Consider the following 15,142-nt stretch of genomic DNA (forward strand, 5'->3'; position numbering starts at 1 on the left):
GATTAAACTTGTTATCAGATCGTCAATTGTTGATTTTCCAGGTGATTGTTGATGATTTCATTCGGTCTGCACAACCAGTAGGTTCAAGAAGTTTGTCGAAAAAGGATTCTATTTCCTTTAGTTCAGCCACCATTCGAAATGATATGGCTGATTTAGAAGAGTTAGGATTTCTTGAGAAAACACACACCTCATCGGGTAGAATTCCATCCGAGAAGGGCTATCGTTTCTATGTTGATCATTTGTTATCTCCGCAGCAATTGGATGAAAAAGACGTAGGATCGGTGAAATCTATTTTTGCTGAAAGAATCTATGAGCTAGAGAAAATTGTTCAAAAATCAGCAAGAATCCTTTCCGATTTAACGAACTACACATCGATTGTACTAGGGCCGGCCGTAAGAGAAAATAAATTGAAGAAAATTCAAATTGTGCCTCTAAATAACGAAACAGCCATCGCTATTATCGTTACAGATACTGGCCATGTTGAAAATAAAATGTTTCATTTACCGGCAAACCTAGATGTGAATGACATTGAAAAAATGGTTAACATATTAAATGACAGATTGTCTGGGGTTCCTATTGAAGACTTAAATAGCAAAATCTATAAAGAAGTTGCTACTTTGTTACGTCAACATATTAGTAGTTATGATTCCATGCTTTCTTCCATTGCTCAAGTATTGCAGGTTCCTGCAAACGAAAAACTATTTTTCGGTGGTAAGACTAAAATGCTTAGTCAGCCTGAGTTCCATGACATTAAAAAAGTCAAGAATCTAATGGAAATGATTGAGCATGAAAAAAGTATGTATGAACTAATAAGGAAAAATCCGACCGGTATTCATGTGAAAATCGGGAAAGAAAATGATAATTCTGCAATGGAAAATTGTAGCTTAATTACAGCTACTTATTCTGTAGGTGCCGAGCAGCTAGGTACAATTGCTATTCTTGGACCGACAAGAATGGAATACTCAAGGGTAATCAGTTTACTAAAATTCATAAGTAATGATTTAACGTCTATATTAACAGAGTTGTATCAAAACAAATGACGCTGGAAATATTGATTAAGGGTGGAGCGCTTTGTTCCTACCCTTTATCTTCGTGTTTTTTCACTATTTCTTAACTTCATTAGAACCATTGCTAAATCATTTTCATTTAAATATAAATGTAGGTATCCTTTAAGGGAGGTGAGTAAGTTGACAGAAGAAAAAAACTCGTTACATGAAGAACTACAAACTGCAATTGATGAAAACAGTGAAGAAGTAGTTGAACCGGTTTTTGCAGAAGAAGAGGTTGTAGAATCTGGGCAAGAAGAAGCTACTGCTGAATCTAATGAACTAAAGTCAGCTCAAGAAAGAATCGTTGAATTAGAGGCTAAACTTGAGGAGACTGAAAATCGCTACCTTCGATTAAATGCAGATTTTGATAATTCACGTCGCCGTTCAAGACTTGATTTAGAAGCGACGCAAAAATATAGAGCTCAAAGCTTAATAACAGACCTTTTACCAGCACTTGATAACTTTGAAAGAGCACTGCAAATTGAGGCAGACAATGAGCAAACGAAATCCTTACTACAAGGGATGGAAATGACTTATCGTAGCTTACAAGAGGCTCTTAAGCGTGAAGGTGTTGAAATCATTGAGGCAAAGGGTAAACCATTTGACCCGAATCTTCACCAAGCAGTTATGACGGTAGAAGACAGCAATTTTGAACCAAATGTTGTTGTTGAAGAGTTCCAAAAGGGCTACAAACTTAAGGACCGAGTGATTCGACCAACTATGGTTAAAGTGAATCAATAGGCTGTTTTTAGCATGTAAGGAACAATAAAGTTTTAGAAAAGTGTCAATTAAAAAACGTCAAAAATGAGTGTTACATATAAATTGGGAGGTAAGAAACATGAGCAAAATTATTGGTATTGACTTAGGTACGACTAACTCATGTGTATCAGTACTTGAGGGCGGCGAACCAAAGGTTATTCCTAATCCAGAAGGAAATCGCACAACTCCATCTGTTATCGCGTTTAAAAATGGTGAACGCCAAGTTGGTGAAGTAGCGAAACGTCAGGCTATCACAAACCCTAATACAATTATCTCTATTAAACGTCACATGGGTACTAGTCATAAAGAAACGATTGAAGGTAAAGAGTATACTCCACAAGAATTATCTGCTATTATCCTTCAATACTTAAAATCTTATGCAGAAGACTATCTTGGTGAAAAAGTTACAAAAGCAGTTATTACCGTACCTGCTTACTTCAATGATGCTGAGCGTCAAGCAACAAAAGATGCTGGTAAAATTGCTGGTTTAGAAGTAGAACGTATTATTAACGAACCTACCGCAGCCGCTCTTGCTTACGGTTTAGACAAAATGGAAGAAGATCAAACAATCCTTGTTTATGACCTTGGTGGAGGTACGTTTGACGTTTCTATCCTTGAACTAGGTGACGGAGTATTCGAAGTAAAATCAACGGCTGGTGACAACCGCCTTGGTGGAGATGATTTCGACCAAGTCATCATTGATTACTTAGTAGAGCAATTCAAAAAAGAAAACGGCATTGACCTTTCTAAAGATAAAATGGCTTTACAGCGTTTAAAAGATGCAGCTGAAAAAGCGAAAAAGGATTTATCTGGTGTCACTTCTACTCAAATTTCTTTACCGTTCATTACGGCTGGAGAAGCAGGACCACTTCACTTAGAACTATCATTAACTAGAGCAAAATTTGAAGAACTTTCTGCTGACCTAGTAGAAAGAACAATGGGACCTACTCGTCAAGCTTTAAGAGATGCTGGAATTTCTCCGTCTGAATTAGATAAAGTAATTTTAGTAGGTGGTTCTACTCGTATCCCTGCTGTTCAAGAAGCAATTAAGAAAGAAACTGGAAAAGAGCCTCATAGAGGGGTAAATCCAGATGAAGTAGTTGCAATGGGTGCAGCTGTTCAAGGTGGAGTTATTACTGGTGACGTTAAAGACGTAGTATTACTTGATGTTACACCACTTTCTTTAGGAATCGAGACAATGGGTGGAGTATTTACAAAGTTAATCGACCGTAATACAACGATCCCTACATCTAAATCTCAAGTGTTCTCTACAGCCGCTGATAACCAATCAGCAGTAGACATTCACGTACTTCAAGGTGAGCGTCCAATGGCGGCAGATAACAAAACACTTGGTCGTTTCCAATTAAGTGATATCCCACCAGCACCACGTGGAGTACCTCAAATTGAAGTATCTTTTGATATTGATAAAAACGGTATCGTTAACGTACGTGCTAAAGACTTAGGAACAAATAAAGAGCAATCTATTACGATTAAATCTTCAACAGGTCTATCTGACGAAGAGATTGATAAAATGGTAAGAGAAGCGGAAGAAAACGCTGAAGCTGATAAAGCACGTAAGGAAGAAGTAGAATTACGTAACGAAGCAGACCAGCTTGTTTTCACTACTGAAAAAACAATGAAGGATCTTGAAGGCAAAGTAGATGAGTCAGAAATTACAAAAGCTAACGAAGCAAAAGATGCTTTAAAAGCAGCTATTGAAAGTAACAATCTAGACGAAATCCGCACTAAGAAAGATGCACTTCAAGAAATCGTTCAAGCATTAACAGTGAAACTTTATGAAGAAGCGGCTAAGCAAGCACAAGCAGAGCAAGGCGATCAAGCAGGCGCTGGTGCAGCTAAAGATGACAATGTCGTTGATGCTGAATTTGAAGAAGTTAAAGACGATAAATAAGATTTAACGAACAAAGGAAAAAGTCAAAGTCATGTCATTTACGGCTTTGGCTTTTTCTATGTTGTTAAAAAAGAATGAAAAAATTATTATTATAAGGTTATTTATTTGAGTTTCTAAAATTAAAAGGTGCTTAAATTATTTCTACTGAGTTAATTGGAGCGGAGGGCACTTGACTCCTGCAGGATTAGAGGAAATGGGAGACCCCACAGGCGGCACGCCGAGGAGGCTCCCATTCCTCCCTGCGGAAAGCAAGTGCCCGGAGCGGAAATTAACGGGCAATATTTAAAAACCTTAATAAAAACCTTATGAATTCGTTACTAGCTATCTTAAAATATTGCACTCATTTACTCGAGAGTGTTAAAATAACCTTTATGTGAATGATCGGGGAGTGGTGAATTGTGAGTAAAAGGGATTACTATGAAGTCCTTGGTGTCAGCAAAACTGCAAACAAGGACGAAATAAAAAAAGCTTATCGTAAGCTATCAAAAACCTATCATCCTGATATAAACAAAGAACCGGATGCGGATGCTAAATTTAAAGAAGTAAAAGAAGCCTATGAGATTCTAAGTGACGATCAAAAACGTGCACATTACGATCAGTTTGGTCACACAGACTCTAACCAAGGATTCGGTGGTTTTGGTGGTGGCTCAGATTTCGGTGGCGGTTTCGGTGGCTTTGAAGATATCTTCAATACGTTCTTTGGAGGTGGCGGTGGAAGAACTCGTGATCCAAACGCCCCTAGACAAGGTGCAGACCTACAATACACAATGACTATGTCCTTTGAAGATGCTGTTTTCGGGAAAGAAACGGACATTGAAATTCCGAGGGAAGAAACATGTGAAACGTGTAACGGCTCCGGAGCAAAAGCAGGTACAAAGCCTGAGACATGTAAGCATTGCCAAGGCTCTGGTCAGCTGAACGTCGAACAAAATACTCCTTTCGGTAGAATCGTTAATAGAAGAGTATGTCACCACTGTAGTGGAACAGGGAAAGAAATTAAACATAAGTGCGGTACTTGTCACGGTGCTGGAAAAGTGAAAAAACGTCGCAAGATTCATGTGAAGATTCCTGCTGGTATCGATGATGGTCAACAACTTCGTGTATCAGGTCAAGGGGAACCGGGAATTAACGGTGGACCATCTGGTGACCTTTATGTAGTGTTCCATGTCAGATCACATGAATTCTTTGAGCGTGATGGCGATGATATTTACTGCGAAATGCCGATTACATTTGTTCAAGCAGCATTAGGTGATGAGGTTGAAGTTCCAACCCTTCACGGAAAAGTTAAACTTAAAGTGCCTGCTGGAACACAAACGGGCACGAAATTCCGATTAAGAGGAAAAGGCGTTCCTAACGTAAGGGGTTATGGTACAGGGGACCAGCACATAATTGTACGTATTATCACCCCTACAAAACTTACAGAAAAGCAGAAGCAATTACTCCAAGAGTTTGCTGAAGTAAGTGGTACTGTTCCACAAGGGGATCAAGAAGAAGGTTTCTTCTCAAAAGTAAAGCGTGCCTTCAAGGGCGAATAATGAAATGGAGTTGGTAGATAGATGAAATGGTCAGAAATTAGCATTCATACAACAAATGAAGCAATTGAACCGATCTCAAATATTTTGCATGAAGCTGGAGCAAGTGGGGTAGTCATTGAGGATCCTTTAGAACTTGTAAAAGAGAGAGAAGACCAATTCGGTGAAATCTACCAACTTAATCCTCAAGACTACCCAGAAGAAGGTGTACTTGTAAAAGCCTATCTTCCTGTAAATAGTTTTTTAGCAGAAACAGTAGATGAGATTAAAGAAGCCATCAACGGATTAATTACTCACAATATTGATATTGGAAAAAATACGGTTACAATTAGTGAAGTAAATGAAGAAGAATGGGCTACTGCTTGGAAGAAGTATTATAACCCAGTGAAAATCTCAGAAAAATTTACGATTGTTCCTACTTGGGAAGAATATACACCTGTCAATAGTGATGAATTAATCATTGAATTAGACCCTGGAATGGCATTCGGTACAGGAACTCATCCAACAACTGTATTATGTATTCAGGCCTTGGAAAGAACGGTTAAAAAAGGTGATCAAGTTGTGGATGTAGGTACTGGCTCTGGTGTGTTAAGTATTGCCGCTGCCCTTCTTGGTGCTGAAGAAGTTATTGCATTAGACCTTGACGAAGTAGCAGTTGAATCTGCTAAATCTAATGTTTTACTTAACAAAGTTCAAGATGTAGTCTCTGTATCTCAAAATAACTTACTAGATGGCATAGACAAACAAGTGGATGTCGTGGTCGCTAATATCTTAGCAGAAGTAATCATGCGTTTTACAGATGACGTTGCTAGTGCGATTAAAAAAGATGGCTACTTCATTGCATCAGGAATTATTCTTCAGAAAAAACAAGATGTTAAAGATGCTATCGTGAAATCAGGGCTGACAATCGTTGAAACGGTACAAATGGAAGATTGGGTAGCTATTATTGCTAAAAAGTAATAACTATGAAGCTGACTCAAAAGGTAGATAAAACTTTCTTTGGTTAGCCATTTGAATATTTCAACTAGTTGATTGGAGTGGAAGGCGCGTAGACTCCTGCGGGAGAACGGGGTAGGGGAGACCCCACAGGAGCATAGCGACGAGGAGGCTCCCCGGCACGCCCGCGGAAAGCGAAGCGCCTGGAACGGAAATCAACGGACAAGATTCAGAGAGCAAAACAAAATGGGTGATCCTAAAAGTTGTGCTTTTGGTCACCCTCATTTCATTTTAACTGAATGTGATGTAAGAATAGACTACTATAAGATGTACTAATTCCTAGAAGAAGGTGTTTCAGATGCAGCGTTATTTTGTAGACGAAGCAGTAGATAATCATTTTTATATTTCCGGTGACGACAGACATCACATCGTAAAAGTGATGAGACTTAAGGTTGATGATCAAATCATCTGCGCCAATTCTTCTGGAAATAGTGCCATTTGCGTAATTGAAGAAATTACCGATGAAAATGTAGTGGCAAAAGTAGTAAAATGGGAGGAAGGGTCTGTTGAACTCCCAGTAAAAGTGACAATTGTGAGCGGACTGCCCAAAGGGGATAAGCTCGAATGGGTAATCCAAAAAGGTACTGAACTTGGAGCAAGTCGGTTTATCCCTTTTACTGCAGCTCGCTCAGTTGTAAAGTGGGACGAAAAGAAGGCTGCAAAAAAAGTTGAACGATGGGAAAAGATTGCTAAAGAAGCAGCAGAGCAATCACACCGTCGTGAACTTCCTGAAGTATGGAGTCCTGTAAATCTTAAAAAATTGATTGAATTAAGCAAGAGCTATGACAATAGATTAATTGCATTTGAAGAGGATGCTAAAACAGGTGAATCCTCGGTTTTGGCGAAAACTTTAGCCAAGGTGGAAAAGGGACAATCCCTTTTATTTGTTTTTGGTCCTGAGGGAGGACTTACAGAAGAGGAAGTTGCTCTCATGCGGGAAAGTGGTTTTGAAACTTGTGGTCTCGGACCTAGAATATTACGAACAGAAACAGCTCCATTATATGCACTATCTGCTGTTTCGTATCATTTTGAATTAATGAGGTGATTATATGTCTTCAGTTGCATTTCATACACTTGGTTGTAAAGTAAACCATTATGAAACAGAAGCTATTTGGCAATTGTTTAAAGAGCAAGGGTATGAGCGAGTTGACTTTGAATCAACTGCTGATGTTTATATTATAAATACATGTACGGTAACGAATACAGGGGATAAAAAGAGCCGCCAAGTAATCCGTCGTGCGATTCGTAAAAATCCTGATGCGGTTATTTGTGTAACGGGTTGCTATGCTCAAACTTCGCCTGCTGAAATTATGGCTATTCCTGGTGTTGATATTGTAGTAGGAACACAAGACCGTGTAAAAATGGTAGAGTATATCGAGCAATATAAAGAAGAACGCCAACCAATTAATGCAGTAGGAAACATCATGAAAAATCGTGTGTACGAAGAATTGGATGTACCTGCATTTACAGATAGAACTCGTGCTTCTTTAAAAATTCAAGAAGGATGTAATAACTTCTGTACATTCTGTATTATCCCTTGGGCACGTGGATTAATGAGATCACGTGATCCACAGGAAGTTATTCGCCAAGCACAACAGCTAGTAGATGCTGGTTATCAAGAAATCGTTCTAACAGGTATTCATACTGGTGGTTACGGTGAAGATATGAAAGATTATAATCTAGCTATGCTTCTAAAAGATTTAGAAGCACAAGTGAATGGGATTAAACGTCTACGTATTTCATCTATTGAAGCTAGTCAGATCACTGATGAAGTCATTGAAGTAATCAAGCATTCTAATATTGTAGTAAGACATCTTCATATTCCGCTACAATCCGGATCAAATACAGTCTTAAAGAGAATGCGTAGAAAATATACTATGGAGTTTTTCGGAGAGCGTCTTGACCGCTTAAAAGAAGTACTACCTGGACTTGCAGTAACTTCAGATGTTATTGTCGGTTTCCCAGGTGAAACAGAAGAAGAATTCATGGAAACATACAACTTTATCAAAGAGCATCAATTCTCAGAGCTACACGTTTTCCCATATTCTAAACGTACAGGAACACCTGCAGCTAGAATGGAAGATCAAGTAGATGAAGAAATTAAAAACGAACGTGTTCACCGCTTAATTGCTTTATCTGATCAGCTCGCAAAAGAATATGCATCTGCATTTGAAGGTGAAGTTTTAGAAGTGATTCCAGAAGAAGCATTTAAAGATGGATCAGAAGGTCTTTACGTTGGTTATACAGATAACTATCTAAAAGTAGTTTTCCCTGGTAATGAAGATATGATTGGAAAAATTGTTAAAGTTAAAATTACGAAAGCAGGCTACCCTTATAACGAAGGGCAGTTTGTGACAGTAATCAATGAAGAATTATTAAAACAAGAAGCTGTTAGCTAATGAAGATGGGGAGCTGTCAATCTGGCAGCTTCTTTTATATTTCATTAGCATTGATTTCTTTTTAAAAGGTTAGAATAAGCATAGAATTCATAAAAAAATTGTTCTCGAATTTTAAATAAGACAATGATATGATGATTGAGGTACGTACAACTAGTGTTTGGAAGGAGATACATATAATGACTAATATTGCAGGAATGATTGATCATACTTTATTAAAGCCTGAGGCTAGAAAAGAACAAGTTGAACTGCTTTGTGCTGAAGCAAAAGAATATACTTTTGCATCTGTATGTGTAAACCCAACTTGGGTGCGTTATGCGAGTGAATTATTAAGTGGAACAGAAGTAAAAGTATGTACAGTAATTGGGTTCCCACTAGGGGCTACTACTTCCGAAACAAAAGCATTTGAAACAAAAAATGCAATTGAAAATGGTGCAACTGAAGTTGATATGGTAATCAATATCGGAGCACTAAAAGATGGCAATAACGATTTAGTCGAAAATGATATTCGTGCAGTTGTAGAAGCGGCTAAAGGAAAAGCTCTAACGAAGGTAATTATTGAAACAAGCCTACTTACTGAAGAGGAAAAAGTAAGAGCTTGTGAGCTTTCGGTTAAAGCTGGGGCAGACTTTGTAAAAACATCTACTGGTTTCTCTACAGGTGGAGCAACTTATGAAGATATCGCACTAATGAGAAAAACCGTGGGACCAGACATTGGAGTGAAAGCTTCTGGTGGAGTTAGAAGTGCGGAAGACGCAGGGAAAATGATTGAAGCAGGAGCTACTCGTATTGGTGCAAGCTCAGGAATTGCCATAGTCAAAGGATTAACTGCAAATACAGACTATTAATAAATTATTAATGCCGGTACTTAAATGAACCGGCATTTTTTTTGTATCGTCTTACCCATGTATTTTAGTGATAAAGCGTGCAAACAGGTTAGCAAATGGAACAACAAGTAAGGAGGAGATTACATTAAAGACGACACTAATATGAGCTAACTGGACATCAGGTTCACTTGCTAACAGAGGTGCTAATTCAGCCAAATAATTAATTAATGGATAAAACGATAGTACACCAATCACATTTAACCATATATGTGCATAAGCACAAAGCTTAGATTCCTTTCCACCGCCAATACTTGCGATAAAAGCTGTTACACATGTCCCCACATTTGAGCCTAGCATAATAGCAATGCCAGATCCTATAGTAAGGATATCACTTGATAAGAACCCCATAATGATTCCTGTAGTGGCTGTACTGGATTGTATAATAGATGTAATAACAATTCCTACTAGTACTGAGTATATGTAACTGTCATTTAATTTATAGATGGATTCTTCTATATAAGGTAATGAAGCAATAGGGTTGGCTAAATACTCAAATCCAGTCATAGCTGAAAAGACAAATGAAATTCCAAGAAAAATAAAACCGACACTCTTTACCTTTTGGTTGTTCCAAAATATAAGTAAGGTCCCTATTATTGCCATAGGTATTAGGAGAGAATCAATGTTAAAGGTGATGAATTCAGTTGTAAAGGTGGTACCAATATTCGTCCCAAGAATAATCCCAATGGAACGACGAAAGGTTAACATTCTTGCTGAGATTAACCCTATAGTCATCACCATAACCGCAGAACTACTTTGTAATATCCCTGTGACGATTGTACCAACCAAAAGTCCTTTCCACGGGGTATCTGTCAGTTTTAGTATCCATCCCTTTAAAGAATCACCAGAAACATTAAAGAGCCCTGTTCTTAAGATGGTCATACCGATAATAAAAATAGTAATTAAAAATATAAATAAAAATAAATATAACATGTCCTCACTCCTCCCTATATTTGTATGGGGATTCATTCATGGACATGCTAATAATATGTGAATGTTTATAAACTCATTAAAATACTAGTTAAGCAAACTAGTGAAAAAAATAGAATGAGCCAAAAAGCTGTAATATATTGGTGAATTTGGACGTTTATCGTAATTAAATAGCTGAAATTTACTATTTGATGATAAGGTTAGGCGAATTACAGTTGACCTTGTTTCACTGTTATATTATAATTGCAAAGTACATGGAATTCCCATGGTTGATGTAAGTGTGTTGTGTTCGGAGGGAGGGAAAGAGAATGTCTAAAACCGTCGTTCGTAAAAACGAATCGCTTGAAGATGCTCTTCGTCGCTTCAAACGTACTGTATCTAAATCAGGTACTATACAAGAAGCTAGAAAGCGCGAATTCTACGAAAAGCCTAGCGTAAAACGTAAGAAAAAGTCTGAAGCTGCAAGAAAACGTAAGTGGTAAGAGAGGGTGTAATTTAGTGAGTCTTCTCGAGCGTTTAAATAGTGATATGAAACAAGCGATGAAAAACAAAGAAAAAGATAAACTCACAGTCATTCGTATGATTAAAGCATCACTTCAAAACGAGGCGATTAAACTTGGTCATGATTTAACTGAAGACGATGAGTTAACTGTCCTTTCTCGCGAAGTAAAACAACGCAAGGATTCCCTCCATGAATTTGATAAAGCCGGTCGTGAGGACCTAGTTGAAAAATTACGTACAGAGCTTCTGTATGTAGAAGAATATATGCCAAAACAGTTAACAGAAGAAGAACTTACAAAAATAGTTAAAGAAGCTATTTCTGAAACAGGTGCTTCATCCAAAGCTGAAATGGGAAAAGTGATGTCTGTTCTTATGCCTAAAGTAAAAGGTAAAGCAGATGGCTCACTTGTTAATAAACTTGTACAACAACACCTTTCATAAATACTGTACTTAAGATCGTAGGCAAAAGCTTACGGTCTTTTTACATAGGATTTCTCGTTTATTATAAATACATATATTTATGTAAATGATTAATATAGTGAAAACTAATTACATAACTTACAATTCAGCATGTATTTCAAACAACCCAAAATTATTTTTAAACAAAATGAAACTTTCAGAGAGCTTAACCGTAAGATTATTATAGCTTCTATTGAAGGGAGGGAATTTGATATGAAACTTAGAAGACTGATTGTTATCTTTTCCTTTTTATTAGCTTTTGGATTAATGTTTCAACCTTTTAAAGGAGATGCAAAGAATGATGTCGTCTATGTAGTACCCATTACTGAAACCGTTGAAAAAGGGCTCTATGCTTTTTTAAGTAGGGCTGTAGAAACAGCTGAAGAAGAAAATGCATCCGCTATTATATTTGATATTCATACTCCAGGCGGTGCTGTTGATGCAGCTACACAAATTGGGAAACTACTAACATCCACAGATATAAAGACTATTTCTTTTATCAATAAGCAGGCTCTGTCAGCAGGTGCTTACATCTCATTAAACACAGATGAGATTTATATGGTACCTGGTGCTACAATGGGATCAGCTGCAATTATTAACCAAGAAGGAACAGCTGCTGATGAAAAAGCACAGTCCTTTTGGCTAGCAGAAATGCGAAATGCAGCTGAACATAGTAAGAGAGATCCTAAATATGCTCTAGCTATGGCGGATAAGCAAGTAGATATACCTGAGTACGGGGCTCCGAAAGGGAAACTGTTAACTTTAACAACAGAACAGGCATTAGAAGTGGGCTATTCTGAAGGAACGGTTAATGACTTAGATGAGTTGATCAATCGATTAGGCTATGCTGATGCTGAAATTAGATCACTCGATGAGACTTTTGCAGAGAAGCTAGCAAGGTTCATTACACATCCAGTCGTGGTTCCAATCCTATTGTCTATAGGGAGCTTAGGTCTTGTCCTTGAACTGTACTCTCCTGGTTTTGGAATACCTGGTCTTATGGGGTTATCTGCCCTACTATTATTTTTCTACGGTCATTTAGTAGCGGGATTGGCCGGCTATGAAACGCTGATACTATTTGTTTTAGGAATTGGACTAATGGTACTGGAGCTATTTATACCAGGTGGAATAGCAGGAATAATCGGATTCATATCCATATTAGCAAGTTTATTTTTAGCAACAGACAATATCGTTCATATGGGTATCTCTATACTTATCTCCATAGGAATTTCTATTCTGGCATCTATTTTAATGGTAAAGGTGTTTGGTAAAAAAATGAAATTCTTTAAAAAAATTATTCTAACTGATTCTACAAATACTGAAAGTGGTTATGTTTCAAATAAAACTAGAACTGATTTAATTGGGGTAGAGGGTTATACCCTAACCGCTTTACGTCCTTCAGGAACAATCCTAATTGAGGATGAGCGAATTGATGTAGTCAGTGAAGGTAGCTTTATTGAAAAAAATACTAGGGTGAAAGTTGTTAAAGCGGAAGGATCAAGAATTGTGGTTCGTGCCGTATCAGACTTAAATAAATAGGTTACAACTTTTCAAATATGCTTTTGTCAATACTTAATAAGTGCTTCATCATTTTTTTCACTTATGAAGACAATGATTGAAAAAGGCTATTATTTGGAGAACATAAATAAGTTTTTACGCTTAAGGAGGAATGAAATATGTTAACAGCACCGACAGCATTATTGTTAGTTGCTATTGTACTAGGAATTATTTTTCTAGCTGTTCTATTTACATTTGTTCCAGTTATGCTGTGGATCTCTGCATTAGCAGCTGGAGTTAAAGTGAGTATCTTTACCCTTATCGGAATGAGACTACGCCGTGTTATTCCTAGCCGTGTCATTAATCCGTTAATTAAAGCCCACAAAGCAGGGATTAATGTAACAACGAATCAACTTGAGAGTCATTATCTAGCGGGAGGAAATGTTGACCGTGTAGTTAATGCTCTAATTGCGGCTCACAGAGCAAATATTGAATTAACTTTTGAGCGTTGTGCAGCGATTGATCTTGCTGGTCGTGATGTATTAGAAGCGGTTCAAATGAGTGTAAATCCAAAAGTAATCGAAACTCCATTTATTGCTGGGGTTGCAATGGATGGAATTGAAGTAAAAGCGAAAGCAAGAATCACTGTTAGAGCTAACATCGAACGATTAGTCGGTGGTGCTGGTGAAGAAACGATTGTTGCCCGTGTAGGGGAAGGGATTGTCTCTACTATCGGTTCTTCCGATAATCACAAAAAGGTATTAGAAAATCCAGATATGATTTCTCAAACCGTATTATCTAAAGGATTAGATGCTGGAACCGCTTTCGAAATCTTATCGATTGATATTGCGGACGTTGATATCGGTAAAAACATTGGTGCAGAACTTCAAACTGAGCAGGCTGAAGCTGATAAGAAAATTGCACAAGCAAAGGCAGAAGAGCGTCGTGCAATGGCAGTAGCTCAGGAACAAGAAATGAAGGCACGTGTAGAAGAAATGAGAGCAAAAGTAGTAGAAGCAGAAGCAAAAGTTCCACTTGCGATGTCAGAGGCACTACGTTCTGGAAATATCGGAGTAATGGATTATATGAACATTCAAAATATCTCTGCTGATACAGATATGAGAGGTTCAATCGGTAGAATCTCAGGTGATAAAAAAGATAAGAAAAATGAATAACGGATCCGTTATACGGAGGGAGGGATCCTCTCTTGGAATTTTTATTTGAAAATCCATTTATATTAGTTGTTTTAATTGGAATTATCTCCTCTCTTTTTAAAAGAATGAAAGGGGAGCAACCAGAAGAACAACAAAAGAGACCTACACCAAAGCCTGTTGTTCAAAAGCGTAAACGGATTGAAGAACAGAATCCAACATTAGCGCAAGAAATAGAAATGCAAAGACAAAAAGAGCAACAAAGGCAACAAGAACACCACCAAGGTCGAAATAAATTCGAGCGAATTGAAAAACAATATCAAGAGAAAAAGAAACAAGCAGAAGAGAAGATTGCTGCTATGAAAAAGCAGCAGTTAGTTAGTGAGAAAAAGTCTCAACGTATGAGTAGCACCAGCCGTATGAACTCGGCAACTAAGGATCATGTAGTAACTCCTCAGGAGGATACCTCTTTTTATCAAGTAGATGAGAAGAAGTTAGCAGATGCAGTTGTATGGGCTGAAATATTAGGGCCTCCTAGGGCGAAGAATCCACATAGAGCTAGACGTTAAAGTGGTAAGTTCAGTGGTGGAAAAGTCAATTTCAAATGGCTAAATGTTTAGTTAAGCTTAATATGTGAGAAAACCATTCCGGATTAGAAAAATATGTGCTAGAACCCCCTTTCATTTCATAAATATGAGATGAAAGGGGGTTCTTTTTTTATGGCAAAAAAGTTGGGGCAAAAAGTCAAGAACTGGATGAGCAAACATATGGAGCTTCCTCAAGATGTCATGATGGACTTACCCCGAATAACGATGATTGGTCAAATTCATATATACATTGAGAACCACCGGGGACTAATCACCTTCTCAGACAAGGAGCTAAGATTGCTTTTAAAACAAGGGCAACTATTGATAAAAGGAAAAGCTTTCGTAATTAAAACCATCTTACCCGAAGAAATTTTACTAGAAGGAAAAATAGACCAAGTTACCTTTTTAAGTGAAAATGGCGGAGAAATAAACTTGTCGACAGACATCTTAAGCAAATAGCAATCAAACCCGTTGACACAGTAATAGAAG

At 37.6% G+C, this 15,142-nt stretch carries 15 protein-coding genes; 14 read left to right on the plus strand and 1 reads right to left on the minus strand.

Features of this window, described 5'->3' with window-relative positions; genetic code table 11:
* Positions 1 to 8 precede the first annotated feature (8 nt).
* From hrcA to deoC, 8 genes are all read left to right on the plus strand, one after another.
* Positions 9 to 1,040, plus strand: a complete 1,032-nt coding sequence (gene hrcA / locus SM124_RS04080) for a heat-inducible transcriptional repressor HrcA (RefSeq protein WP_322445467.1) — start codon at positions 9 to 11, stop codon at positions 1,038 to 1,040.
* A 147-nt stretch (positions 1,041 to 1,187) separates the two neighbouring features.
* Complete coding sequence (gene grpE, locus SM124_RS04085; RefSeq protein WP_322445468.1) at positions 1,188 to 1,790, plus strand: nucleotide exchange factor GrpE; 603 nt, start codon at positions 1,188 to 1,190, stop codon at positions 1,788 to 1,790.
* A gap of 97 nt (positions 1,791 to 1,887) precedes the next feature.
* On the plus strand, positions 1,888 to 3,720 hold the full coding sequence (gene dnaK, locus SM124_RS04090; protein ID WP_322445469.1) for a molecular chaperone DnaK: 1,833 nt from the start codon (positions 1,888 to 1,890) through the stop codon (positions 3,718 to 3,720).
* Between the two features lie 398 nt (positions 3,721 to 4,118).
* A complete protein-coding gene (gene dnaJ / locus SM124_RS04095) occupies positions 4,119 to 5,255 on the plus strand; it encodes a molecular chaperone DnaJ (protein ID WP_322445470.1) in 1,137 nt (378 codons plus the stop codon).
* Positions 5,256 to 5,276: 21 nt separating this feature from the next.
* Positions 5,277 to 6,212: a 50S ribosomal protein L11 methyltransferase gene (gene prmA, locus SM124_RS04100; RefSeq protein ID WP_322445471.1), complete on the plus strand. Its 936-nt coding sequence runs from the start codon at positions 5,277 to 5,279 to the stop codon at positions 6,210 to 6,212.
* A gap of 334 nt (positions 6,213 to 6,546) precedes the next feature.
* A complete protein-coding gene (locus SM124_RS04105) occupies positions 6,547 to 7,293 on the plus strand; it encodes a 16S rRNA (uracil(1498)-N(3))-methyltransferase (protein ID WP_322445472.1) in 747 nt (248 codons plus the stop codon).
* 4 nt (positions 7,294 to 7,297) lie between these two features.
* Positions 7,298 to 8,647: a tRNA (N(6)-L-threonylcarbamoyladenosine(37)-C(2))-methylthiotransferase MtaB gene (gene mtaB, locus SM124_RS04110; RefSeq protein WP_322445473.1), complete on the plus strand. Its 1,350-nt coding sequence runs from the start codon at positions 7,298 to 7,300 to the stop codon at positions 8,645 to 8,647.
* A 176-nt stretch (positions 8,648 to 8,823) separates the two neighbouring features.
* Positions 8,824 to 9,492 carry a deoxyribose-phosphate aldolase gene (gene deoC, locus SM124_RS04115; protein WP_407691373.1) on the plus strand — a complete coding sequence of 223 codons (669 nt, stop codon included), beginning with the start codon at positions 8,824 to 8,826 and terminating at the stop codon, positions 9,490 to 9,492.
* Positions 9,493 to 9,543: 51 nt separating this feature from the next.
* Here the strand turns inward: deoC and SM124_RS04120 are convergent, their stop codons facing one another.
* Entirely contained in the window at positions 9,544 to 10,461 is a 918-nt protein-coding gene (locus SM124_RS04120; RefSeq protein ID WP_322445474.1) for a Na/Pi symporter, read from the minus strand.
* 305 nt (positions 10,462 to 10,766) lie between these two features.
* On the opposite strand from SM124_RS04120, the gene rpsU reads away from it, so the two are divergent.
* From rpsU to yqfC, 6 genes are all read left to right on the plus strand, one after another.
* Positions 10,767 to 10,940, plus strand: coding sequence for a 30S ribosomal protein S21 (gene rpsU / locus SM124_RS04125; RefSeq protein ID WP_019154564.1), 174 nt, complete (start codon positions 10,767 to 10,769; stop codon positions 10,938 to 10,940).
* Between the two features lie 16 nt (positions 10,941 to 10,956).
* Positions 10,957 to 11,400 (plus strand): GatB/YqeY domain-containing protein, encoded by a 444-nt coding sequence (locus SM124_RS04130; RefSeq protein ID WP_322445475.1) that lies wholly within the window; start codon positions 10,957 to 10,959, stop codon positions 11,398 to 11,400.
* Positions 11,401 to 11,631: 231 nt separating this feature from the next.
* Positions 11,632 to 12,957, plus strand: coding sequence for an NfeD family protein (locus tag SM124_RS04135; protein ID WP_322445476.1), 1,326 nt, complete (start codon positions 11,632 to 11,634; stop codon positions 12,955 to 12,957).
* A gap of 137 nt (positions 12,958 to 13,094) precedes the next feature.
* On the plus strand, positions 13,095 to 14,090 hold the full coding sequence (gene floA / locus SM124_RS04140; protein ID WP_322445477.1) for a flotillin-like protein FloA: 996 nt from the start codon (positions 13,095 to 13,097) through the stop codon (positions 14,088 to 14,090).
* A gap of 32 nt (positions 14,091 to 14,122) precedes the next feature.
* Positions 14,123 to 14,635, plus strand: a complete 513-nt coding sequence (locus SM124_RS04145; RefSeq protein ID WP_322445478.1) for a YqfB family membrane protein — start codon at positions 14,123 to 14,125, stop codon at positions 14,633 to 14,635.
* A 150-nt stretch (positions 14,636 to 14,785) separates the two neighbouring features.
* Positions 14,786 to 15,112: a sporulation protein YqfC gene (gene yqfC / locus SM124_RS04150; RefSeq protein WP_322445479.1), complete on the plus strand. Its 327-nt coding sequence runs from the start codon at positions 14,786 to 14,788 to the stop codon at positions 15,110 to 15,112.
* Positions 15,113 to 15,142: the final 30 nt, after the last annotated feature.

The sequence above is a fragment of the Robertmurraya mangrovi genome, assembly GCF_034427655.1.
In the GTDB taxonomy this organism is placed as follows: domain Bacteria; phylum Bacillota; class Bacilli; order Bacillales; family Cytobacillaceae; genus Robertmurraya_A; species Robertmurraya_A mangrovi.